This window comes from Hymenobacter chitinivorans DSM 11115, assembly GCF_002797555.1.
GTDB lineage: Bacteria > Bacteroidota > Bacteroidia > Cytophagales > Hymenobacteraceae > Hymenobacter > Hymenobacter chitinivorans.
The window spans coordinates 1,443,672-1,467,503 of record NZ_PGFA01000001.1; the positions used below are offsets into that span (position 1 = coordinate 1,443,672).

Genomic DNA, 23,832 nt, shown 5'->3' on the forward strand with positions numbered 1-23,832 from the left:
ACAGGCCCAGAAACGCCAAAAGCCTGACCCTCGACAGAGGATCAGGCTTTTGCTTACGGTGGCGCTAGGCCAGCTGGGGCGGGTTATTTGCTCACCTGGATGCTACGGCCGGCTAAGGAGCCGTTGGCGAAGCGCAGGAAGTAGTTACCGGCCGGCAGGTTGCTCACGTTGAGCTTCTCGGTCGAGACGCCCTGCTTGAAAGCTACGTCAGCATTCTGCACCACGGCGCCGCTCTGGTTGAGAATGGCTACGCGCATGGTCTCGGTCTGGGCCGCATTGAGCTCAATGCTCAGCTCGTTGGTCATCGGCGAGGGGTAGGCCGTTACGCTACCTATTGCTTTCGAACTCAGCGAGGTGCTGGACTGGTCGAGGAAAGCCGTGCCGCTGGCCGTCTTCCAGATTTCGAGGCCCGAGAGGTTGGCCGTGCCACCAGTCACCGATACGTTGAGCGTGCCATCGGTTACGTTGGCCTTCAGCGGACCTACTTTCTCCCACTTACCGGGCGTGCCGCTGCGGTAGTTGGTGCGTACGGCCTGGCCTTCGACGTAAATGCTGAACGTTTCGTCGTAGTTATCCTCCCACACGTAGAGGTACACGTCGTACGTACCGCTGGGCATGCTGCCTACTGCAATGGCGGCGTCACGACCGTACACCGAGGAGCGAATCATGCTGGCCCGGGTAGCGTCGGTAGCGGGGTTCAGGGCAATGTTCTGGTTGGCGAAGGGAATACCAGTCAGCGTCACACCGGCCGCGCCGCTGCTGGCTTGCCAGGCATTACCGTCAATGGTTACCGCGGGCCCGTTGATGTTGATGCCGCGGTAGAAGTTGTTGGTCGTCGACGTTACCGTGCCTACCGTAACGGTCACCGAGGCCGAGTTGGTGGTAGCACCGGCGTTATCGGTAGCGCGGGCCGAGAGGGTGAGCGTGCCGGCCGCGGCGGCCGTGTAGCTGAGCTGATAAGGAGCCGAGGTGTCTTCGCCGAGCTTGGTGGCGCCGTTGAAGAACTCGACTTTGGCTACCGAGCCGTCGGCGTCAGCGGCCGTAGCCGTCAGGTTGAGCACGGTGCCGGCCGTCACGGTCGAGGTGCCGGGCGAGGTCAGGCTTACCGTCGGGGCTACGTTGGCCGGGGCGGCCGAGCCGGCCCAGATTTCGAGGCCCGAGAGGTTGGCCGTGCCGCCGCTCACCGAGACGTTGAGCGTGCCGTCGGTTACGTTAGCCGTGAAGGGACCCACTTTCTCCCACTTGCCGGCCGCGCCGCTGTAGTAATTGGTGCGCACGGTCTGGCCTTCCACCAGGATGTTGAAGGTCTCGGCATAGTTGTCTTCCCACACGTAGAGGTACACCTGGTAGGCGCCGCTGGGCACGCTGCCCACGGCAATGGCGGCGTTGGAACCGTACACCGAGGAGCGAATCATGCTGGCCCGGGTAGCGTCGGTGGCGGGGTTGAGCGTCACGTTCTGGTTGGCGAAGGGAATACCAGTCAGCGTTACGCCGGCGGCGCCGCTGCTGGCCTGCCAGTTGTTGCCGTCAATCGTGGCGGCGCCGCCGTTGATGTTGATGCCGCGGTAGAAGGTGCCGGCCGTGGGGGGCGTAATTACCACCGAAGTAACGGTGATGGTGGCCGAAGCCGAGTTGGCGGTAGCACCGGCATTATCGGTAGCGCGGGCCGAGAGGGTGAGCGTGCCGGCCGCGGCGGCCGTGTAGCTGAGCTGATAAGGAGCCGAGGTGTCTTCGCCGAGCTTGGTGGCGCCGTTGAAGAACTCGACTTTGGCTACCGAGCCGTCGGCGTCAGCGGCCGTAGCCGTCAGGTTGAGCACGGTGCCGGCCGTCACGGTCGAGGTGCCGGGCGAGGTCAGGCTTACCGTCGGGGCTACGTTCGGGGTGACCGTACCGCTGCCGCCACCGTTGGTGTTGGTGCCAGTACCGATCAGGATACCGTTCGACTTGAGCTTATTATTCCAGCGGGTCCACTCGTCGGCTTCGGTCTGCAGGGTGATGGGGTTGGGCAGGTGCTGGGTGTTGGTGTGAATCTGGTAGCCGTAGTCGCCGTTGTCGTTGCGGTCGGGGTAGGGGTTGTTGTAGCCCCACTTGACCATGCCCATCGTGTTGTTGTCGACCTGGTGGTTGCCGAAGACGGCCTGCTGGTAGAAGTTGAAGATGGCGATGCCGCAGTAGGTGGCGTTGAGCTTGGTGCCGCCGGGCAGCAGGCCGCTGGTGACCATGCGGTTGTTGTTGAAGCGCACGTGGTGGCCGCCGGCGATGTTCATGGCCGAGTTGCAGGTCGACACAAACTGGTTGTTCATTGCATCCAGGTAGCCTTCCTGCGAGTCGCCGGTGCCGTCGATGATCATACCCGTGCCGGTAAACTGGCTGCCGGTAGCGGGGTAGGGGTAGGCACCCTGCACGTAGTTGTCGTGGATGTTGATCGGGCTGGAAGAGGTGCCGCCCGAGTTGTAGAAGTTGATGTTGTCTTCGACCAGCGAGTTATTGGGCTCGTTGATGATCTGGTTCCAGGCTACTTCCACGTTGGCCAGCCCACGCACCTGGTTGGCGCTCATGAAGTTGGCGAAGGTGCCGCCGCCGTTGCGGTAGCGGCCGTCAATATTCTTGGCCATGTTGCGCCGTACTTTCAGCGTCTGGGCGGCCGAGCCGTCGCCGCTCCACTGGTAGACGGCGATACCGGTCGTATGTTCAAAGTAGTTGTTTTCGATGGTCAGTGAGCGGGCGCCGTTTACTTCGATAAAGCGGCCGTGGCGCTCGTTATCGATGCTTTGCTGCAGGCCGTAGCCGCGGTTGTTGCGCACCGTCAGGTTGTGGCCGCCGGTGTTGGCCAGGATCAGGTCGCCGGCTCCGGCCAGAATGCAGTTCTCGATGATAACCGGCTGCGTGGTGTTAATCTTGATGCAGGGCACCCGGGAGTCGGTGCTTTTGAAGTTGCCCGTGTAGGTACCACCCTGGGTAATAGTAAGCGGACCGGAATACGTCACATTGGGCGCTTGGCCCTGAGCCCGGAGTGACACGGGAAAAAACAATGAGACCAACAGCACGAGCGCCAACAGGGGCAGAAAGTGTGTACCAGAGGAGGCGTTCCGGGTTGCACGGAACTGGAGTCCAGAGGTGTTTTGCATTCTGTTTGTTTTTAAAAAGGTAAACCCTATGTAGGGATGTTGTGAAAAACCCGGAAGAAGAACAAATTGTTTCATCTGCCGTATTTGTTTTTTTACAATTGCCTTGTAGATGGCTTCAGCTGCGTTTTTTCTGGTACGATGCGTACTGTGCAATCGGCACCGACTTTCAATCCTCACTTTTCAAGGCCGACCACGCGTATCGCCGTCCCGGATTAGGAAGTAATAAAAGCCTTTTTTCGCAAATAGAAGGGTTTTTGTTACTACACAAGACCAACATCATCCAGCGGTGCCCATTTGGCCTTCCGCCTTGCAACTCTTTTTAGGGTGCAAATAGAATCGCGCTATGGGCGTCTATTTGGAGCACTTTAGAAGAAGTTAATCAGCTTGTGACTTGTAATAGTCCTAAAACTGATATCGAGGTTCAATGCAAATGTATAAAAATCATTTGTTATGCAAGATGCATGACAAAATTCTGTAAATATAACTATTTATAGATAGGCTTTGGTTTTTTGAATCTGTGCGGACCTATATATCCTATTCGTCTACTCCATAGCTATGTTGGTCATACTCAGAGCGCCAGTGGGGGAAATAAAAAAAGCACCCGTTGGGGTGCTTGCTAGGGGCTTAGGCCCGCAAAATAGTGTGACCGACTCTAGGAAAGAGTACTACAACTGCTTTGAGCGGGTAGCTACCGGCGGGGTAAGGCTGGCGGGTCCTACCTGTACTTTATTGGCTTTCAGCTTATTGTTCCAGCGGGTCCATTCGTCGGCCTCGGTCTGCAGGGTGATGGGGTTGGGCAGGTGCTGGGTGTTGGTGTGAATCTGGTAGCCGTAGTCGCCGTTGTCGTTGCGGTCGGGGTAGGGGTTGTTGTAGCCCCACTTGACCATGCCCATCGTGTTGTTGTCGACCTGGTGGTTGCCGAAGACGGCCTGCTGGTAGAAGTTGAAGATGGCGATGCCGCAGTAGGTGGCGTTGAGCTTGGTGCCGCCGGGCAGCAGGCCGCTGGTGACCATGCGGTTGTTGTTGAAGCGCACGTGGTGGCCTCCGGCGATGTTCATGGCCGAGTTACACGTCGACACGAACTGGTTGCCGGTAGCCTCCACGTACCCGGTGGCCGTCAGGGCGGACGTGCCGTTGCCATCCGTAATCAGGCCCGTGCCGGTAAACTTGGCCGCAGTAGCGGGGTAGGGGTAGGCGCCCTGCACGTAGTTGTCGTGGATGTTAATCGGGCTGCGGGCCGTGCCCGAGGAGTTATAGATGTTGATGTTGTCTTCGACCAGCGAGTTGTTGGGCTCATTAAGCACCTGGTTCCAGGCAATGTCGACGTTGGCCACGGCGTGCACTTGGTTGAGCGAAATGCAGGAAACCGTGGTGCCGCCCCCGTCGCGGTAGCGGCCGTCGATGTTGCGCACGGTATTGCGCCGGATGCTGAGCGTTTGGCCCGGGGTGCCGTCGCCGCTCCACTGGTAAACGGCAATACCGGAAGTCTGGGTCAGGGCGTTGTTTTCGAGCGTCAGGCTGCGGGCCGAGTTTATCTCGATAAAGCGGCCCCGCCGGGTTTGGTCCTTATTAGGTGGCAGTCCCAGCCCAGTGCAATGCTCTACGGTGAGCGTGGCGCCCCCGGCCGTGGCGTCAATCAGGTTGCCAGCGCCGGCCAGATTACACGCGCGCAGGGTTACGGGCTCGGTGGTAAGAATCCGGATGCAGGGCACGGCGGAATCGGTGCTGCGGTAGGAGCCCGTGTAGATACCCCCGCGCCGAATGATAAGGGTGCCGGCCTCGGCGGGCGCCGTAAGCTGGGAGCCGGGAAACAGCAGGCAGGCGCCGCTAATCAGCCAGGCGAAGCGAAGTGACAACAGGGGAAGCATGGCACGGGGAAAAGAGCGTTACTGGTCCAGAAACACCTGGAAGGCCGAAAGACTGACGGGCTGCCCGGCCTGCTCCAGGTGCAGCAGCGGTACCTGGCCGTAGAAGGAGGCCCACATGGAGTAGGAGCTGGGCGGCCCCAGCACATAGTCGCAGGCGGCCAGGGCGTAGAGGTCTTCCACGAAATGGCCGGTGGCGGCCTGCACGTGCAGGCCGCCAAAATCGGCAAAGTCCAGGGCCTCGTTGGAGCACAGCAGGAACAGCACGCGCTGCCCGGCCGGAAGCTGCTCCTGCACCTGGCGCATGGCCCGGGCGTAGGTGGCGTTGTCGTAGAAGTAGGCCCCGTTATTATAGGTAGCGTAGTCGCCGCGCCGGATGTGCACGCCCACCACGACGTCGGCCTGCTCGCGCAAGCCACTCAGCAGCTCGGCCACGGCCCGGCGGTGCGTTTCGATGGGGGCAAAGAGCCGGCGCAGTAAAGCTCCGTGGCGGGCAAAGTTGCGTTTGTCGCGAAACTGCCAGCCGTGGGCCAGCACCAGGCCCGAGCGGGCGGCGGTAAGGTAGTCGGCCTGGTTGAGGTCGTAGTCCTGGTCGGGCTGGTCGGTGAGCAGGGCGGGGCGGCGGGGCAGCAGCCGGCTGGCGCGCTGCAGCAGCCCAAAGGCCCGCGGGTGCTGCACCAGGTCCAGCACCCGGTCGAGGCGGGCGGAGCGGAAGGCGTGCAGGCGCACGGGCAGCCCGCCGAAGTTGCCGGTGGCCGTGGCCTCAAAAAACGGGGCGTAGCCGCCGAAGCTCGGGTTGGCCAGCTCGTAGCCGTACTCGGCGGCGTTGGCCAGAAAGTGAGCAAACAGAAACAGCCGGTTGCCCAGCTGCCCGGTGCGTTTGACGAGGATAACCACGGCGCGAAGGGAAAAGTGAGAGAAGAAAAGGTCCCAGCCCGGACCAGTTTAGCCGCGCAGGAAATAGCCCGTCAGGCGGCGGGCGTAGCCGTTGAGCAGAAACAGCGGCACCAGCGGCGCGGGGCAGTTTTTGAGGGCGAAATGCGTGAAGTTGCGCAGGTTGCCCCCGCCCCGGATGCCAAACAGGTGCTGGTAGTAACCGCGCAGGCTGCGTTGGCGGCGGGTTTGCTCCTGCCCGCTTTCCTCGGGGTAAGTCAGCAGGTGGGCGTCGTAGTTGATATACACCGGAAACCCTTTGCGCCGGGCCACGCTGGTAAAGTCGTAGTCGGCCAGGTAGTGGGGCAGGCGCTTTTCGTCGAAGAGGCCAATGGCGGCAAATACGGCGGCCGGAATCAGCAGCCCGCGGCCGGGCAGGTAGGTCACTGGGTGCAGGCCCTGCTGGTCGTCGGGCGAAAGAGAGTCGAGCAGGCTGCGGGGCGTGTGGGTCACCCAGCTAAAGACTTCACCGCCGAAAATGGGCCGGCGGGAGTGGGCATCCAGCTCCAGCGGACCCAGCAGAGCCGTGGGCTGCCGCTTCGCCCAGTACAGCATGCGCTCCACAAAGTCGGGAGCCGCCACCACGTCGTTGTTCAGGGTCAGAATCCGGTCGGCGCCGTGGGCCAGGGCCTGGCGGATGCCGGCATTGACGCCGGCCGTCCAGTAAAGCTGCCCGTTGCCGTCGACCACCTCCACCTCGGGGTAATCCTGGCGCAGCCGCTCGCCGGTACCGTCGGTCGAGCCGTCATCGACGACAATAACGCGGAAGTCGGGCATCGTCTGCTGCCGCAGCGAGTCGAGGCAGGCCCGGGTGAAGGCCCAGCGGTTGAAAACGGGAATGATGATGTAGAGCATAGCGGCGGCAGAAAAGGGCTAGGTCTGGGAGAAGGTAACCGAGGGACGGGCGTTGGCAGCAGGCTCCGTTTCTGCTTCGACCGGGTAAGGCGGGTCTTGGGGCACGGTGCTTTGCTCACGCAGCCAGCGCGGCAGCCGGGCCGTTAGGTTGCGCCACTTATAAGCCAGCCGGCTGACCAGAAACTCGTGGAAGTTTTGCTCGTCGCGGGGCCAGTCGCGCAGGACGGTGGCGGGGTGGCGCAGCGGAAACCGCAGTGGCTGGGCCTCGCGGGCGTGGTAGGGGTCTTCCGTGCTCAGGGTGTGGGTGGCATCGGGCCCAAAGCCGATATTCTGCACCAGATTTACCAGGGGCACAATGGTCAGGCCCGAGTTGGCCGCAATCGTAAAGTGCCACTGGTAGTCCCAGGTATCGAGCAGAGAGTGCCGGCCTCGGCTCAGGCGCATTTGCTCAAACTTGCCCAGCCAGTAAGTGCGCTCCAGCCAGGACGGGTAAAGGTGGGCCAGCTGCTGCTGTTGGCGCAGGGCGGGTAGCAGCGAAAATCGGAAGTCGTAATGCTGCCAGGCCCGGCGCCAGCTGGCCCAGCCCCAGCTCTGCACGTGGCCCGAGAAGAAATAGGAAGTGCCATCGACGGGCTGGGGCAACCCGGCTTCGCGGGAGTAGTTGTTGCCCCCGATGTGCATCACGCGGGTGTCGTGGCGGTAGCGGGCCAGCAGTTCCTGGCAAAACGGGAAAAAGTCGGGCCCGGGCAGGCAGTCATCTTCCAGGATAATGCCTTCGGGCTCGTGCTCGAAAAACCAGGTAATGGCCGCCGATACGTTCAGGGCGCAGCCCAGGTTTTCGTCCCGAAAAAACGTGTGCAGCTCGCAGGGCCAGTCGAGGCCCTCGGTAATCAGGCGGCGTACCTCGGCGCACAGCTCAGCCTCGGCCGGGCGGCCGGGGCGGGGCCCGTCGCAGGCCACATAGAGCCGGGGCGGCTGGGCCTGTCGGATGGCCTCAAACACCTGCCGGGTGGGTTCGGGGCGGTTGAAGACGAGGAACAGCACCGGCGTATCGAGCCTGGTTTCGGGCGAGGGTACATTATATGCTTGCATGAGCCAGGTGAGCAGAGGGTGGAGCGGCAAGGAGGGAAGCAGGCGGAGCCGCGGCCGGTACGGGGGCCGCAGCCGATATTTCTACCGCCGCCAGCGCCAGCCCGATCAGGCCGTAAAAGAAAATGGGCCAGTCGTAAGAAACGCCGTAGAGGAAGCCAGTGCTGATGAAGGCTACCAAGGTGGTGGCTTCGGGTGAAAGCCAGCGGGCCTGCCACAGATGATTCAGCAGCAGCAGCACGATGGGCAGCGTGGTGAGCACCAGGCCCAGCAAGCCGAAGTAAAACAGCCGGTCGACGTAGAAGCTGTGGAAGTGGTGGCCGGTGTAGTCGGGCCAGACCGGAGCATTCGAGTCGGGGCTGTAAAACTGAATGGGCAGCTCGAAGCCCTGGAAGCGCATGCCGGCCAGCGGGTATTCCTCCAAAATTGGCTCGTAGGCCTCGTACTGCAGCAGGCGCCACTTGCCGGTGCCCTGCTTGTCGGCGTTGGCAATGTCTTCGGCGCTATCCTCGATTTTCTGCATCACCGCCGGGTTGCTGAGCACGATGGTCAGGCCCCCGAGCAAGACCACCGCCAGCGGAATGAGCAGAATCGGGGACACGCGCAGCAAACTCAGGCGGGTGCCGCGGGTGCGCAGCAGCAGCAGCGTGTTCAGCGTAAGGGCCACGCCGGTGCAGATCCAGACGGTGCGGTGCTGCAGGAAGATAATCAGGGCCAGGATGCCGAAGAAATAGAGCAGATGCAAAAGGGTGCTGCCGGTCAGGTAGCGGTTCAGAAAGTACAGGGCGCTGAGCAGCAGCAGGTAGGCCGAGGTAACGTTGACACCCCGCTCGTGGGCCAGAAAGCCGCCCAGGGTGAGGGACATTGGTTTGAACAGGGCCATATTCAGTACCACCACCACCGGCAGGCAGGCCATAACGAAGCCCAGACCCGGAATGCCCCGGCGGCGGTAGTAGGCGTACACCCCGAACAAAATCAGCAGCACGGAGAGCTTGCCAAACACGTGCGGGTACACCACCCACTGGCCCCAGTTGGCGTACGATTCCAGCATCAGGCCCACCAACGCCAGCCCCACTACTACCAGCCAGCGCCGCATCAGGGGCGAAAACCAGGCCCAGGCCCACCAGATCAGCAGCAGGGAAAGACCCAACAGCCCGGAGTAGTAGCTGCGAATCATCGGGTCATCCTCCTGCTCGAAGCCAAAGCGCGTAAAGATTGGGTCCAGCACCAGGACGGCCAGCAACACGAACAGGTAGCGGAAGCGCAGACTCAGTTTCATAGCTCGTAACGGTCAGATAAGCACGGGTTGCTCTTGGCGGCAGGCGGCGCGGTACACCTCGTGGGTGCGGGCGGCGGTGCGGGCCCAGGTGAAGTCGCGCAGGCGCTGGCTGCCCAGCTCGATGAGCTGGGTGCGCAGGGCCGCGTCGCGCAGCAGCAGCTCGATTTGCACGGCCAGGTCCGAGGGCTGGTGGGGGTCGAAGTACAGGGCCGCGTCCTGGGCAATTTCGGGAAAGCAGGAAGCGTTGCTCAGCACCACGGGGCACTGCTGCCCGAAGGCTTCGAGAATGGGAAAGCCGAAACCTTCGTAGTGGGAGGCAAAGACGAAAGCCGCCGCGTGGCGGTAAAGCCCGGCCAGTTCACTCTCCGTGATGGTGCCCGTAAAGTGCACCCGCCCGCTCAGGTCCAGCTGCTCGATGAGTTCCAGCTCGGCGGCCGTAGCCGGCCCACCGCCGGCGCACACCAGGCGCAGGGCGGCCGTGGCCGGCGTGCGGACCAGCTCGGCCAGGGCCAGCAGCACGCAGTCGAAATTCTTGTAGCCGGCCCGGGTGCCCACGTTCAGCAGGTAGCCCGGTGCCAGCCGCGGGGTGGTGGGCGCCGTGGGCGTAAAGCCGTGGTGAATAACCGACACCCGCTCCGGAGCCACGGGCAGCAGGCGCAGCACGTCGGCGCGGGTATGCTCCGAGACGGTAATGATATGAGCGGCCCGCGCCGCCAGCCGGGGCAGAGCCGTCTGGTCGACCCAGGGAAACTGCTCGGGGTGCATGGCGGCTATCATGTCGTGGATGGTGATAACCAAGGGTTTATCGGCCGGCAGGTCGTCCAGGAAATAGTCGTTGTCGTTGAGCGTGGGGTGAAACACGTCGTAGTGGCCCTGGCGCAGGGTGCGGCGGCACAGACGGGCATTCAGCCGCCACATAAAGCTGAAGCGGCCCCGAAAGTCGAGGTTGGGGAAAAAGCGCAGGTGGCGGCTGTGCTGCCCGTCCTGCAGGTAGAGGTTGTTGGACAACGCCAGGGCCACCTCACTTTGCAGGGTGGGCGCGGCATGGTCGAGCAGGGCGCGGTAGTAGCGCGACACGCCGCCCACCTGCTGCACGGTGAATACCTGATGATCGTAGAGCACTCTCATGAGAGGGAAGAAGCTACTGGTGTGGTAGATGACAGGACAGCGGGGGCAGCCTGGTGGGTGGGGGCAGCGGAGCGGAAGTGGTGAAGCGTATCGTGGTAAAACTGCAGGGTGTGCTGGGCTATCCGGCGCAGGCTGAAGTGTTCGGTGGCGTAAGCATGCTGGCGGGCGTGCAGGGCCGTGCGCGCCGGGCAGTCGGCCAGCAGCTGGTGCACCTGCTGGGCCAGCTGGGCCGGGGGCAGACCGGGGGCAAACAAAGCCTCGGGCGTGGCACCCAGCACCTCCGGAATACCGCCCGTGGCCGGGGCCAGCACCGGCGTGCCGGCCATAATGGCCTCCACCAACGCCAGGCCCAGTGACTCGCGGTGGGCGGCGTGCACGTAGAGGCTGGCCTGGCGTAGCAGCGGCACCACCGAGCTGTGGTAGCCCAGCAGTACCACGTGGTTTTCCAGCCCATACTCGGCAATCTGGGCCCGTAACGCGTCTTCCTCGGCCCCTTTGCCCACCAGGCCCACCATGAAGTCGGGGCGCAGGGGGCGCAGCTCCCGGGCTACTTCGATGAGGTAGCGCTGGTTTTTGTTGGTATCCAGGTAACCCACGTTGATGACCAGGTGCCGGTCGGGAAACAGGACTTCGGCCGGGGCTTCGGTAGTCGGGGGCTGCGCAAACGAGCTGCCGCCGTAAATGCGCCGCGTGAGGAGTGCAGAAGGCAAAAAGGCGCGGAACGTGCTGAGCAGGTTGTCGGAAACGCCAATGAAGTACTGCGTGTGGGGCAGTAGCCAGGCGTACCAGCGGCGAATAAAGCGGGCCGCCGCGCCCTGCAGCTCGTTGCGCCGAATGATTTCCTCGGCCGGATGCTCACTGGCGTGGCCCGTCACCACGACCGGCACCCGGCCGCCCAGGGCCCGGTGCACGGCGGCTCCGCTGCCTACGTCGTGGGCATTCACCAGGTCGAAGTGGACTTCCCGCGGCACGGCGGCGTAAATCATGGCGTAGTACCACAGCTCGCGGGCCACGTGCTCGGCGCCCGGGCCGGGCAGGGCCAGCAGGCGCTGCAAACCTCCGAGCATGCGCCGCCGCAGGCCACCCAGCGTGTTGGGCGTCACGATGGTGACGCAGTGCCCCAGCTCCCGCAGCTCCTGCGCCAGGGCCATATAGTGTACCCGGACGCCGCAGGGGGCCGTTTCGCCCCAGTAGGATACGAGCAGAATATTCATGGCAGCACGGGGTTGGCCACGGCTGAATACGGGGCGGCAGGAGCGGCGGTGGCGGGGTTCAGGTAACGGCGGTAGCGGGCCAGCAGCCGGCCGGAGGTGCTGGTCGGCTGCTGGTGGGAAAGCCGGTCGAGAAAGGAGCACAGCTCGCGCCGGAGCCCGGGCAGGGGCACCACAAACACCAGTGCGGCCAGCACCAGGGCCCCGGTCAGGGCGAAGGCCGCCAGGGCCAGCACGGGGGCCAGGTGCAGGGACGCCAGCACCAGGCGCAGTCCGCCGAAAACGAGGCCGATAACGGCGGCATTGACCAGCCCGGGCACGTAGAGGCGCAGCAGCTGGGCGTAGGGAATGGCCAAATCCTGGTGCAGCAGGCGCGCAAACAGGGCGGCGTAGAGCACCGCGCCCACGTTGAGGGCCACGGCGTAGCCCATCAGGCCCCAGCCGTGCAGCAGCCAGAACAACCCCGGCAGCACGAGCAGGTACTGCAGAATGATGATGGTTTTTTCGCGCAGCCGGGCCCGGGCGTCGCTCACGATGCCGCCAAACATGGTTATCAGCATCAGGCCCGAAGTAAAGCCCATGACCCGCAGCAGCGGAATAGAGTCGCCCCACTTGGGGCCCAGCAGGCTATACACCAGCTCGGGGGCGGCCATCATCATGCCGGCGGCCGTGGGCAAAATCAGGGAAGCCACCAGCGTCACGCTCGACAAATACACTTTGCGCATGCGGGCCTGGTCGGCCTGCACTTGGCTAAAGGCCGGAAAAATAACCTTCGACACGCTGGTCGTGAGCATGTACATAGGCAGCGACACCAGCATCCAGGCCCGGTTGTAGACGCCCAGCAGGGCCGTGCCCAGCACCCGCCCGATGATGAGCGTATCCAGGGCGCTGCCGATAAACTCCAGAAAGCTGATCAGGGAAATGCGGCTGCCGTAGTTCCACAGCGGCTCGTAGTGCCGCCAGCTCAGCAGGGGCAGCACCGAGTGGCGCGTCACGAGGTAGGCCAGCAGGCCCACCAGCAGGCCCTGGGCCACGCTGGCTGCCACCAGGCTCCATACCCCGTAGCCATTCAGGGCCATCATCACGCCCACGCCCCCGTAGGCGGCCACGTAGGAGCTTACTTCCACGATGGCCAGGGTCCGAAACTGCATGCCGCGGCGCAGCAAACTCAGGGCCGTGGCTGACATACCGGTCAGCAGCAGGCTTAGGGCCAGCACCTGGGCCACGGGCACCACGTCGGGCTCGTGAAAAATGTAGATGGACAGCGGGGCCAGCAAGATCAGCAGCCCGCCAAACACGATGCCCAGCAGCACCGAGGCCGTGAAGGCGGCCCGCACGTCGTGGCGGGTCAGCTCCTGCTTCTGAATAATGGCCTGTTCCATGCCCATCTGGGCGAAATAGCCGCCGAAGCGCAGCACCACGTTGGCCAGGGCCACCACCCCAAATGCGGCCGGGCTGAGCAGACGGGCCATAATGGCGGTGTAGCCCACCTGCATAATGGCGGTGAGAATCGTAGCCGCCGTGCTCCATTTTACGCCCTGCACCGTGGTCATGGTGAGGCTGGGGCGCGGCTGAGTAACAGTCGAGGTAGACATTGGATACCAGAAAATAAGAGGGAGAGAATAAGGCCGCCGGGGCTACGACTGATTGTAGGCGTAGGCGTTTTTCTTGTAGCGGTACTCGTAGGTCTTGGTGAAGTGCATGTCGTTGATAATCATGTATAACTGCTTCACCTTCTTCTCGGCGTAGAGCTCGTTGATCTGGCTCACCAGGCCCCGGTCGGTGTAGTTCTGGCGCACCACGTAGATGTTGGCGTCGAGGTGGCGCACCAGCACGAAGAACTCGGCCACGTAGCCCACCGGCGGGGTGTCGAGCAGCACGTAGTCGTACTGCTGGCGCAGCTCCTGCAACAGCTTATCCATGCGCGCACTCTCCAGCAGCTCGGTGGGGTTGGGCGGAATCGGGCCGCAGCAAATCACGTCCAGGTGGGGCACGCCGCTGGGCTGCCGGCAGTCGTCGAGGGTGCTCAACCCCATCAGGTAGCTCGATAGTCCGTGCTCGGCGTGGGTATCAATGTTGAAGTAGCCGGCCACGGTGGGGCGGCGCAGGTCGCACTCGAGCAGCAGCACCTTGCGGCCACTCTGGGCCATTTCGGCGGCCAGGTTTACCGTGCAGAAGGTTTTGCCCTCACCTGGTACTGAGGAGGTGACGCCGATCAGCTTTTTATCCAGGCCGGCCGAGAGGTACTGCAGGTTTACCCGAATCGAGCGGAACGACTCGGCAATGGGCCCTTTCACTTCCTTGAGCATGGTGAGCTTGTCGGCGCTGGAGCCGTGGGCCACCACGCCCAGCAGCGGAATGTTGGTGATGCGCGACAGGTCCTCCTTGCTCTGAATCCGGCGGTTCGACTTATCGCGCAGCAACACGAAGCCCAGGGGCAGCAGCAGGCCGCCGAGCAAACTCAGCAAAGCCACCAGCGGGGCCTTGGGGGCGGAAGGACCGTTGCCCACCATTTTGGTTTGGTCAATGACCTTCTTGTCGGTGGCGTTGGTGGCCAGGGCAATGGCGGCTTCGGAGCGTTTCTCAACCAGGAAGTTGTATTTCTTGTCGTTGAAATCCGACTCGCCTTTGAGGCGGGCCAGCTGCCGCTCGTTTTCGGGCATGGCGCTGATCGTGCCCCGCACCCGGCCCAGCTGCTGGTTCAGGTCGCGCAGGGCAATGTCGGTAGCCCGGGTCATGTTGACCAGGGTCTGAATCAACGACTGCTTGGCCGTGTGAATCCGCTCGTCGAGCACCGTCACCAGGGGGTTGTTGGTGCTGGCATTCACGCCCAGGGCCGCCCGCTGGCTGTTTAGGTCGGTGAGCTGCAGAATCAGGTTATTGACCACCGGATCCTCGATACCCACGCTGCTCGGCGACACCATCTGGCCCGTGTTCTGGTTGTCGCGCAGGTAGCCGAGCATGTTGGCGTAGTACTTCCGGTTGGTGGCCACCTTGGCCTGCATGGCTTCCAGCTCGCCCAGTTGCCGGATTCCTTCGCCCGACTGCACGCCCACGTCGACCACGCCCCGCGAGGAGCGGAAGTTGCTGAGCGCGGCGGCCGAGCGGCGCAGCGAGTCGGAGAGGTTGGCAATTTCGGCGTCCAGGAAGGCTACCGTCTTGGCGCCCGTGATATTCTTTTCCCGCAGGTCATCTTCCACAAACACGGCCATCAGCGTGTCCAGAAACTGCATTTGCTTGGCCGGCACCGTGCCCTGGGTGAGCAGCTCCACGATGCGGGAGTCGTGGTCGATGGGCTTAACCAGCAGCTTCGACTGCAGGGCGGCCGTCATGGCGGCCTGGGTGTTGAGCATGAAGTAATATTGCTCCGAGGCGTCGGCGGCCGGGAAGCCGGGCTCGGGCGCAATGACGGCCGTGAGCAGGGGGTGGCGCAGCGTGTCGCCGACGGCCACGGTCTGGTCGAGGTTTACGTCGAGCACTTCGCGCACCAGCTCACTGGTGGGCAGGCTGTAGAGCTGGCCTTTGCTGGCCTTGGCGTGCACCCGGTAGCGGCCCGGCCCGGCCGGCTCCACGTAGATGCGCACCCCGGTCAGCTGCGGGGCCTGCATATCGGGCACCACCCGAAACGGCACCGAGCCGGCCAGCCGCTCCCGTACCTGCAGGTCGCGAAAGGTGTTGAGCCAGGTGTCGGGGGCAGCAAAGTACGAGACGGCGAAGGGCAGCCGGGCCACGGCGCGCTGCACCACGTCGGCCGACTTGAGCAGGCCGATTTCGTCCTCCATCTTGACGCCCTTGTTCTGCACTTCCAGGATCTGGAGCAGCTCTTGGGCCCGTTTGGAGCCCGAGCTTTGGTTGCCGAGCAGCATGGTGGCCCGGAAGTCGTACACCGGGGCCTTCAGCTGCAGGTACACGTAGCCCAGAAAGCCCGCCAGCAGCACCGAGGCCAGGAAGATGGGCCAGCGGTTGCGCAGCTTGAAAAACAAAACGTGCAGGTCGATTTCGTCGGTTGAAGTAGGGCGTGTTTCCATGCGTGTGTGGTTTGGAGCTCGGTGGTTAATTGGTAGTAGGGCGCTGTCGGTTGTTCGTTGCCGGGATAGACGGGTAGTTAAGTATTCACCTACTTCAAGCAGGAGCTGATTCGTTGACCCTGACAACTGACAACTATCAACTGATAACTATTTCAAAACACCTTTAAATAGCTGAGGATCAGAACCAGGGACGAAACGCCGGCAAACACGAGGCCCAGGTTGTTGGCGTTGCCGCGGGCCGTGCGGGCCTTCATGGGCTCCACGTACAGCGCGTCATTAGGCAGCAGGTAGTAGTACTTCGACTTGAGCAGGTTGGGGTCGGTCAGGTCGAGCAGTACCACTTCCGAGCCCTGGGCCGTTTGCCGGATCAGCTTCACGTTCTGGCGGTTGCCAAACTCGGTCAGGTCGCCGGCCAGGCCCAGGCCTTCGAGCAGGGTAGCCTGGGTGTTGTAGATAAAGTAGCGGCCGGGGTTGCGCACCTCGCCCAGCACCGTGACCTTGAAGCTGAGCAGCTTAACCAGCACGTTGGCGTCGCGCACGTACTTGCTGACTTCCTTCTGGACCAAGGCCTGGGCCCCGTCCAGGGTCAGGCCCGCTACTTTCACCTTGCCCACCGTGGGCAGGTTGATGTTGCCGGTGTCGTCGACGGAGTAGCCGGCCAGAAACAGGTTGCTCGGGTCGCCGGAGAAGACGGTGCGGGTATCGGTGATGTTGAAGATGTCGTTCAGGGCCGGCTGCACGCTCTGCACCCGGATGCTGAGCACGTCGCTAGGCTGAATCCGGTACTCGAACCGCTCATTGGGCACGTTTACCGGGGTTTTGGTCGAGTAATCCTTGCCCTGCAGGTAAGGCAGCTGCTGCTGCGCCACACATCCACTAAGCCACCCCACTGCAGTAAACAACACGACACGAATCAGAGTATTCAGGTGAGAAGGGCGCATGACAACGAAGGATAAGAAGGGCAGAAGAGGCAGTTTCGGCAGACGCTGGTCTTAGAAAAAAGCAGCTAAAAAGGAAACTGAACAAGGGTTGCGGAGGAAACTTCGGTATAGAAGATTTCCATAAACATATTGGATGCATTCCATAAAGTCAAGATTAATTTAAATAATTCTCATAAATAATTGTATTGCATTAGGATGGAATGGCCTGCTGTTCACCTTGGCCGGTTTTGGTCCGCCCCGAACATCTTACCTTGCTCATCTGTAGTAGCTGAAACTAACGCGCATGAAAATTCTGCTGGTCGAAGACGAGCCCAAGGTGGCCTCGTTCCTGCACAAGGGCCTCACCGAGCAAACCCACGCCGTGGATATAGCCACCGACGGCGTCACGGGGCTGCGCCTGGCCCTGAGCAACCCCTACGATTTGCTGATTCTGGACAACCTGCTGCCCGGCCTCAGCGGCCTGGAAGTGTGCCGGCAGGTGCGCACCCAAAACTCCTCGGTGCCAATTCTGATGCTCACGGCCCTGGGCGAAACCGACGACAAAATCCGGGGCCTCGACGCCGGCGCCGACGATTACCTGGTCAAGCCCTTTGCCTTTCAGGAGCTGCTGGCCCGCATCCGGGCTCTGGTGCGCCGCCGCCACGAGGCGCCCACCGGCGAAACCCTGCTCCGCCTGGCCGACCTCACCCTAGACCCCTCCCGCAAGCTGGTGCAGCGCGCCGGGCAGCCCATTCAGCTCACCGCCCGCGAGTTTGCCCTGCTCGAATACCTGCTGCGCAACCAGGGCCGGGTCGTGTCAAGGGTGGATATCCTGGAGCAGGTCTGGGAAACCAGCTTCGACACCGGCTCCAACGTCATCGACGTGTACATCAACTTCCTGCGCAAAAAAGTCGATAAGGACTTCACGCCCAAGCTCATTCATACCCTGGTGGGCATGGGCTACGTGCTGCGCGAGGAGTAAAAGGCTGGCCGCATTGTCAAGCCGTACTTGGCGAGGCATCTCACTCGGCTGGTGTTGCACTTGTAACTGTCATCCTGAACCTTCGCGAAGGACCTTCCTCGCCTTCCTGATACGTTTTCTTCAACGAGCAAAAGCCCTTTACTACGCTGGTGGTAAAGGGCTTTTGCTCGTTGGTATTACCTACAGTGGGGTAGGGGAGGCAGGTCCTTCGTTTCGCTGCGCTGCCCTCAGGATGACAGCCGGTGTGGGGCCGGCAAAAGGTGCTGTTCTAATTGACTTGGCCGTTCTTTTCTTGCCGCGCAGGGCGTAACTTGCAGCTACAAACAGGTAGCAAAAGCAGCGTGCAGGCGGCAGAAACCCGGAAAATCATTCACCTCGACATGGACGCTTTCTATGCCTCGGTGGAGCAGCGCGACAACCCCGCGCTGCGCGGGCAGCCCGTGGCCGTGGGTGGCTCCCGGCAGCGGGGCGTGGTGGCGGCGGCCAGCTACGAGGCCCGGCAGTTTGGCGTCCGTTCGGCCATGGCTTCGGTCACGGCCCAGCGCAAGTGCCCCGGCCTGATTTTCGTCAAGCCCCGCTTTGAGGTCTATAAGGCCGTGTCGCGCCAGATTCGGGAGATTTTCGCCGACTACACGCCCCTGATTGAGCCTTTGTCGCTTGATGAGGCCTACCTCGACGTAACCCACAACCTGAAAAACGTGCCCTCGGCCACCCGCATTGCCGAGGAAATCCGGGCCCGGATTTTGGCCGAAACCGGGCTGACGGCCTCGGCGGGCATTTCCTACAATAAGTTTCTGGCCAAGCTGGCCTCCGACTACCGTAAGCCCAACGGGCAGTTCGTCATCAAGCCCCACGAGGGGCTGGCCTTCGTCGAAACCCTGGAAGTAGGGCAGTTTCACGGCATTGGGCACGTGACGGCCGCCAAAATGAACCAGCTGGGCATCTTCACCGGCCTCGATTTACGGCAGCAGACGGAGCTGTTTTTGCAGCAGCACTTCGGCAAGGCCGGGCGCTACTACTACGCCATTGCCCGCGCCCAGGACCACCGCCCCGTGGAGCCCGACCGGCTGCGCAAGTCCATCGGCTCGGAAAACACCTTCGAGCGGGACCTAACCACCTACGAGGAGCTGGTGGCCGGCCTGCAGCCCGAGCTCGAATCGGTGTGGGAATACTGCCGGCGCACCGACGTGTGGGGCCGCACCGTGACGGTCAAGGTCAAGTACGACGACTTCCAGCAAATTACCCGCAGCCGCACCACGCTGCTGCCCGTGAGCAGCAAGGAGCTGCTGGAGCAAGTGTGCCGGGAGCAGCTGGCGGCCCTGCTGCCCCTGGCCAAGGGCGTGCGGCTGCTGGGCGTGTCGGTGTCAAATTTGACGACGACCGAAGCCGCAGCCGGCCAGCAGCTGACGCTTATTTTTTAAACAGGGAGCTGCGCTTCTGGGCGGTTTTCTTGCGGCGCTTGCCGGCGGTGGCGGCCCGCTTCTGCTTGAGCTTGCGGCGCAGCGGGGCCAGGCGCTGCCGCTCCAGTTTCCGCTCGGCCCGGTCGAGCAGGCGCTGGGGCATGCGCAGAGTCAGCCGCTCGCGCACGTGCTGAGCCAAGTGAGAAAGGGGCACAGCCCGGGTGGTGCGCAGCAAGTGGTGCACCTCGGCCTTGCGCATCTGGCTGACGCCCACCAGGCCCCGGGCCAGCAAAAACTGCTTTACTTCCTCCAGCAGCAGCAGCGCCGCCAGCGGGGCCGGCTCCACGGTGGCGTTGTAAGCGGCGGCCCGGTGCTGGCGCAGCGCCGTATCGGAGGCCACCAGCACGCCCACCCACTCGGGCAGCAACGGCAACAGCTTATCCAGGTGCTTTTCGGTGACAACGAACGTGACGAAGTCGTAGACCTCGGCGTAGCAGCGCAGCTGGTTCTGGACCCGCTGCAGGGTGTCGCCGTCGCCTTTCACCTCGTAGCCGTGCATGAAGTGGGGCGTGATGTGGACCACGTCGGCGCGGGTGGTGCCGGTGGGTAGCTCGTCCACGTAAATGCCGTCCTGGAGCAGGGGGTAGAGCAGGGCGCGGATTTCCGGGTCGTTCATCGGGCGGGCGGCGGGGCAGGGGCGGGGTCAGCTCAAAAGTAAACCACGCGGCCAGCTTTTGCTTCTATATAGCGCCCTATACATGTAGAGACGCAACCTTGCGTCTCCTCGTTGAACGACTCGCCCTCATCCTCCCGACATAAACAACGATTGAGACGCAAGTATGCGTCTCTACATCCCGGCCACAGCGCTTCTTTCTATGTTTGTAGCCCCAACTGTCGTAAACCTTCGGGGCGGGGCTGCGCTTTAGCGTACTATCCTTTGGCGTCTCCCTGTCCTGTGCCGGGCCGCTTCACCTTCTAACCCTCCGCCCGTGACCATCCGCACGCGCCTGGCCTTGCAGTTTGCCGCCATCCTGGCCGTTACGCTGCTGCTGTTTTCCCTGGTCATCTACTTCTTTACCTACCAGTCGCGGCGCAACTACTTCACTGACAACCTCTTTGCCCGGGCCCGGGTGGTGGCCCACGTCTACCTCGACGGGGCCAACCGCGGCGACGAAGCCAGCCGGGCCACCTACCGCCGCTACCTGCGCCAGTTTTACCGCACCCTGCCCGATGAGGAAGTGCAGGTCTATGATGCCCAGAACCGGGTCGTGTTTCGCGAAGGCCAGCAAACCAGCCGGCCCGTGCCCGAGAGCCTGCTGACCAGCGTGCGGCAAACCGGCAGCCTGGTGGAGCTGCGGCCCGGCCACGCCCAAACCGTGGGCCTGCTCTACCGCGACCCGCACCGCGGCGACTTCGTGGTGGTGGCCTCGTCCGTGGATACCGACAGCCAGGTGGAGCAGCGCACGTTACGCACCATTCTGGCCGGCGGCCTGCTCATCAGCTTTTTCATCGTGGGCGTCGGCGGCTGGTTTTTTGCCCGCCAGGCCCTGCGGCCCATGCAGCGCATCGTGCAGGAAGTTGACACCATCACGGCCTTCGATTTGCACCGCCGCCTTTCCCAGGCCGACGGGCAGGACGAGGTGTCGCACCTGGCCCAGCGCTTCAATAGTTTGCTCGACCGGCTCGAAACGGCCTTTGCCGGGCAGCGCACCTTCGTGCGCGACGCTTCCCACGAGCTGCGCACCCCGCTCACGGTGCTGACCGGGGAGCTGGAAGTGGCCCTGCTGCAGGAGCGCAACCCGGCCGAGTACCGCCGCGTGCTGCAAAGCACCCTCGACGCGGCCCGCATGCTCACGGCTCTCACCAATGGCCTGCTCCAGATTGCCCGCGCCTCCGACGACCCTTCTCAGGTGCCCATGGCCCTGGTCCGCCTCGACGAGCTGCTGCTGCAGGCCCACGAGGAAGTACTGCGCCGCCAGCCCACCTGCCGCATCGACCTGGAGTTTGGGGAGCCCACCCTGCCGGGCGGGGCCTTCGAAGTGCTCGGCAACGAGCCCCTGCTGCTCTCGGCGGTGCTGAACGTGCTGGAAAATGCCTGCAAGTTTTCCAAAGACAGCCAGGAGCCCATTATGGCCATTCTGACCTGCGTGGGCCGGGAAGTGCTGCTGCAGGTGCGCGACCGGGGCGTGGGCATGACTGAGGCCGACCGGCAGCAGGTATTCGTGCCTTTCTTCCGGGCCGAGGCCATCCGCACGGTGCCGGGCCACGGCATCGGGCTGCCGCTCACGGCCAAGATTATGGCTCTGCACGGGGGCAGCATCCGGGTGGAGAGTGAGCTGGGCATGGGTACCCAGGTGACGCTCCGCCTGCCCTTAACGCACATTTAATCAGGGCCTGCGCCGCCGCAAATGCGTTTTAATGCCCTTTTAATTCTCTTTTAACTCCGTCTTAACTACCCGGGTCTAGTATTGCGGCATATCGTAGCGAAGTTCTGCCTTTCGGCAGCCGTTCCCCTACTGTGTGCCTCCTCCTATGATTCAAACTGCTGCGGCCCCCAAGGCCCCTTCCATACCTCCGGCCTCGGCGGCCCGCCCCACGCCGCCGTCCGGCAATTATCTCCGTTCCCTGGGCAAAGACGCCCCGGCGGGCCTGGTCGTGTTTCTGGTGGCTTTGCCCCTGTGCCTGGGCATCTCCCTGGCTTCGGGCGCCCCGCTGCTGGCTGGCGTCGTTACCGGCATCGTGGGCGGGGTCGTCGTGTCCTGGCTCAGCGACTCATCCCTGAGCGTGAGCGGGCCGGCCGCCGGCCTCACGGCCATTGTGCTGGCCGCCATTCACACCCTGGGCTCGTTCGAAGCCATGCTGGCCGCTACCGTGGTGGCGGGCGTGCTGCAGCTCATTCTGGGCTTTCTGAAAGCGGGCATCATCGGCATGTATTTCCCGTCCTCGGTTATCCGCGGGATGCTGGCCGCCATTGGCCTGATTCTGATTCTAAAGCAGATTCCCCACTTCCTCGGCGCCGACACCGACTACTTCGAGGACATGGATTTTCTGCAGTTCAACGGGCAGAACACGTTCAGCGCCATTGCTGCCGCCAGCAACGCCATCAGCTGGGGCTCGGCCCTGATTGGGGTGGTGTCCTTGCTCGTGCTGCTGGCCTGGGATAGTAAGCCCGTCAAGAGCATTGCGGCCCTCAAGCTGGTGCCCGGCGCCCTGATTGTGGTGGTGCTCTCGATTCTGCTGAACCTGCTGCTGAGTTCCGTGGCCCCCGACCTGCAGGTGCGCCCCGAACACTTGGTGAAGCTGCCCAGCATTTCCTCCTTCGCCGACCTGACCAAGGAGCTGCGCCTGCCCGACTGGTCGGCCCTCACCCGCGGCTCGACTTACGTGGTGGCCTTCACCATTGCCATTGTAGCCTCGCTCGAAACCCTGCTCAGCGTGGAAGCCGTGGATAAGCTCGACCCCCACAAGCGCCATACGTCCCAGAACCGGGAGCTCAAGGCCCAGGGCGTCGGCAACCTGGTCAGCGGCCTCATTGGCGGCCTGCCCCTGACGGCGGTAATCGTGCGCAGCTCAGCCAACATCAACGCCGGGGCCCAGACCCGCATGTCATCCTTTATTCACGGCCTGCTGCTGCTGGGTAGCCTGCTGTTCTTGTCCTCGGTGCTGAACCTGATTCCGCTGTCGGCCCTGGCCGCGGTGCTGCTCACCGTGGGCTTCAAGCTCACCAAGCCCGCCCTGTACCGCTCGCAGTGGCGCCTGGGCTGGGAACAGTTTCTGCCCTTCATCGTTACCATTGTAGCCATCCTGTTTACCGACCTGCTCAAGGGCGTGTGCATCGGGTTGGCCGTGGGCATCTTCTTCATTCTTAAAGCCAACCTGGAGTCGGCCTACTACTTCCACAACGAGCCCACCCGGGACCCGGGCACGGTGCACCTGAAGCTGAGCGAGCATGTCTCGTTCCTGAACAAGGCCAGCATCGTGACCACCTTCGAGCGGCTCGCCCCCGGTTCGCACGTCATCCTCGACGGCTCCGACTCCGAGGTTATCGACTACGACGTGCTGGAGGCCATTGAAAACTTCCGCGTGACGGCTGCCGAGCGCAACATTAACCTCGAACTGCGCGGTATTCCCCAGGTGGAAGTGCTAGGTCACTAACTTTGCCGCTCCACCATTTCAACCTTCCGCCAATTCCCGTTCCCATGAAAGCTACCCCCGATTCGTCCTCTTCGATGGAAGAGATTCTGAAAAACAACCGCAAGTGGGTTGACGAAAAGAAAGCCGCCGACCCCGAGTACTTCCACAAGCTGGCCAAGGGCCAAAAGCCCCGCTACCTGTTCATCGGCTGCTCCGACTCGCGGGTGCCGGCCAGCGCCATTACCGGCACCGGCCCCGGCGAAATGTTCGTGCACCGCAACATTGCCAACCTGGTAGTGCACTCCGATATGAACCTGCTGGCCGTGCTGCAATACGCCGTGGAGGTGCTCGAAGTCAAAGACATTCTGGTCGTGGGGCACTACGGCTGCGGGGGCGTGGCCGCCGCGGCCTCCAACAAGCAGCTGGGCCTGATTGACAACTGGCTGACCCACATCAAAGACGTGGTGCGCCTGAATGAAACCGAGTTTTTGCGCATCGCCGACAAGGAGCAGCAGCTGCGCCGCCTCGTGGAGCTCAACGTCATTGAGCAGGTGCGCAACCTGGCCACGACCAACATCATTCAGAATGCCCTGGGCCGGCCCAACCCGCCCCGCCTGCACGGCCTGGTGTACGACATTCACGACGGTTTGCTCCACGACCTGAACGTGGAAACCGATATCATCAACGAGTTCAAGCACATCTACGGCGTGGAGGCCATTGAGCTGGCCGAGGAAGCAGTAGAAGATATTCAGGCCGGCAAGCAGCAGCCCGCCCCGACCGAGCCCAAGCCCAACGGCAAGGCCCGCAAGGAAGAAGAAGAGCAGGCGCGCAAGGCCTAATTAAGGTAGTTTATAGTATTCTGGCAGCCTGGCTGTCCGGT

Annotated in this window: 17 protein-coding genes; 5 read left to right on the forward strand and 12 right to left on the reverse strand. The window is 62.8% G+C overall.

Annotation, left to right across the window (positions count from 1 at the left end; translation table 11 throughout):
• Window positions 1–83: 83 nt before the first annotated feature.
• The 11 genes from CLV45_RS06015 to CLV45_RS06065 form a co-directional block, all read right to left on the reverse strand.
• On the reverse strand, window positions 84–3,020 hold the full coding sequence (locus CLV45_RS06015; RefSeq protein WP_157807317.1) for an Ig-like domain-containing protein: 2,937 nt from the start codon (window positions 3,018–3,020) through the stop codon (window positions 84–86).
• A gap of 773 nt (window positions 3,021–3,793) precedes the next feature.
• Entirely contained in the window at window positions 3,794–4,996 is a 1,203-nt protein-coding gene (locus CLV45_RS06020) for a hypothetical protein (RefSeq protein WP_100335474.1), read from the reverse strand.
• Window positions 4,997–5,014: 18 nt separating this feature from the next.
• A complete protein-coding gene (locus tag CLV45_RS06025) occupies window positions 5,015–5,890 on the reverse strand; it encodes an alpha-1,2-fucosyltransferase (protein WP_100335475.1) in 876 nt (291 codons plus the stop codon).
• Between the two features lie 48 nt (window positions 5,891–5,938).
• Window positions 5,939–6,781 (reverse strand): glycosyltransferase family 2 protein, encoded by an 843-nt coding sequence (locus tag CLV45_RS06030; protein ID WP_100335476.1) that lies wholly within the window; start codon window positions 6,779–6,781, stop codon window positions 5,939–5,941.
• A gap of 18 nt (window positions 6,782–6,799) precedes the next feature.
• On the reverse strand, window positions 6,800–7,873 hold the full coding sequence (locus CLV45_RS06035; protein WP_211289906.1) for a nucleotide-diphospho-sugar transferase: 1,074 nt from the start codon (window positions 7,871–7,873) through the stop codon (window positions 6,800–6,802).
• Entirely contained in the window at window positions 7,860–9,149 is a 1,290-nt protein-coding gene (locus CLV45_RS06040; protein WP_100335477.1) for an O-antigen ligase family protein, read from the reverse strand. Before CLV45_RS06040 ends, CLV45_RS06035 begins: the two co-directional genes overlap by 14 nt.
• 12 nt (window positions 9,150–9,161) lie before the next feature.
• Complete coding sequence (locus CLV45_RS06045) at window positions 9,162–10,271, reverse strand: glycosyltransferase family 4 protein (protein ID WP_170061819.1); 1,110 nt, start codon at window positions 10,269–10,271, stop codon at window positions 9,162–9,164.
• A gap of 2 nt (window positions 10,272–10,273) precedes the next feature.
• Window positions 10,274–11,491: a glycosyltransferase family 4 protein gene (locus CLV45_RS06050; RefSeq protein WP_100335479.1), complete on the reverse strand. Its 1,218-nt coding sequence runs from the start codon at window positions 11,489–11,491 to the stop codon at window positions 10,274–10,276.
• The gene (locus CLV45_RS06055) at window positions 11,488–13,083 is read right to left on the reverse strand and encodes a lipopolysaccharide biosynthesis protein (RefSeq protein ID WP_100335480.1); all 1,596 of its coding nucleotides are present in this window, start codon (window positions 13,081–13,083) and stop codon (window positions 11,488–11,490) included. The genes CLV45_RS06050 and CLV45_RS06055 overlap by 4 nt, the downstream gene beginning before the upstream one ends.
• A gap of 42 nt (window positions 13,084–13,125) precedes the next feature.
• Window positions 13,126–15,516, reverse strand: coding sequence for a polysaccharide biosynthesis tyrosine autokinase (locus tag CLV45_RS06060; RefSeq protein ID WP_100335481.1), 2,391 nt, complete (start codon window positions 15,514–15,516; stop codon window positions 13,126–13,128).
• Between the two features lie 152 nt (window positions 15,517–15,668).
• The gene (locus tag CLV45_RS06065) at window positions 15,669–16,457 is read right to left on the reverse strand and encodes a polysaccharide biosynthesis/export family protein (RefSeq protein WP_100335482.1); all 789 of its coding nucleotides are present in this window, start codon (window positions 16,455–16,457) and stop codon (window positions 15,669–15,671) included.
• Window positions 16,458–16,740: 283 nt separating this feature from the next.
• Here CLV45_RS06065 and CLV45_RS06070 point away from each other — a divergent pair, with 283 nt between their 5' ends.
• Both CLV45_RS06070 and dinB read left to right on the forward strand, forming a co-directional pair.
• On the forward strand, window positions 16,741–17,418 hold the full coding sequence (locus CLV45_RS06070; RefSeq protein ID WP_100335483.1) for a response regulator: 678 nt from the start codon (window positions 16,741–16,743) through the stop codon (window positions 17,416–17,418).
• 341 nt (window positions 17,419–17,759) lie between these two features.
• The gene (gene dinB, locus CLV45_RS06075; protein ID WP_100336969.1) at window positions 17,760–18,839 is read left to right on the forward strand and encodes a DNA polymerase IV; all 1,080 of its coding nucleotides are present in this window, start codon (window positions 17,760–17,762) and stop codon (window positions 18,837–18,839) included.
• On the opposite strand, the gene CLV45_RS06080 is transcribed toward dinB, so the two are convergent.
• Window positions 18,829–19,494, reverse strand: coding sequence for a sce7726 family protein (locus tag CLV45_RS06080; RefSeq protein ID WP_100335484.1), 666 nt, complete (start codon window positions 19,492–19,494; stop codon window positions 18,829–18,831). The genes dinB and CLV45_RS06080 overlap by 11 nt on opposite strands.
• Before the next feature lie 313 nt (window positions 19,495–19,807).
• Between CLV45_RS06080 and CLV45_RS06085 the strand changes: the two genes are divergently transcribed.
• From CLV45_RS06085 to CLV45_RS06095, 3 genes are all read left to right on the forward strand, one after another.
• Entirely contained in the window at window positions 19,808–21,205 is a 1,398-nt protein-coding gene (locus tag CLV45_RS06085) for a sensor histidine kinase (protein WP_100335485.1), read from the forward strand.
• A 145-nt stretch (window positions 21,206–21,350) separates the two neighbouring features.
• Window positions 21,351–22,973 (forward strand): SulP family inorganic anion transporter, encoded by a 1,623-nt coding sequence (locus CLV45_RS06090; RefSeq protein WP_100335486.1) that lies wholly within the window; start codon window positions 21,351–21,353, stop codon window positions 22,971–22,973.
• Window positions 22,974–23,017: 44 nt separating this feature from the next.
• Window positions 23,018–23,791, forward strand: coding sequence for a carbonic anhydrase (locus CLV45_RS06095; protein ID WP_245882741.1), 774 nt, complete (start codon window positions 23,018–23,020; stop codon window positions 23,789–23,791).
• Window positions 23,792–23,832 lie beyond the last annotated feature (41 nt).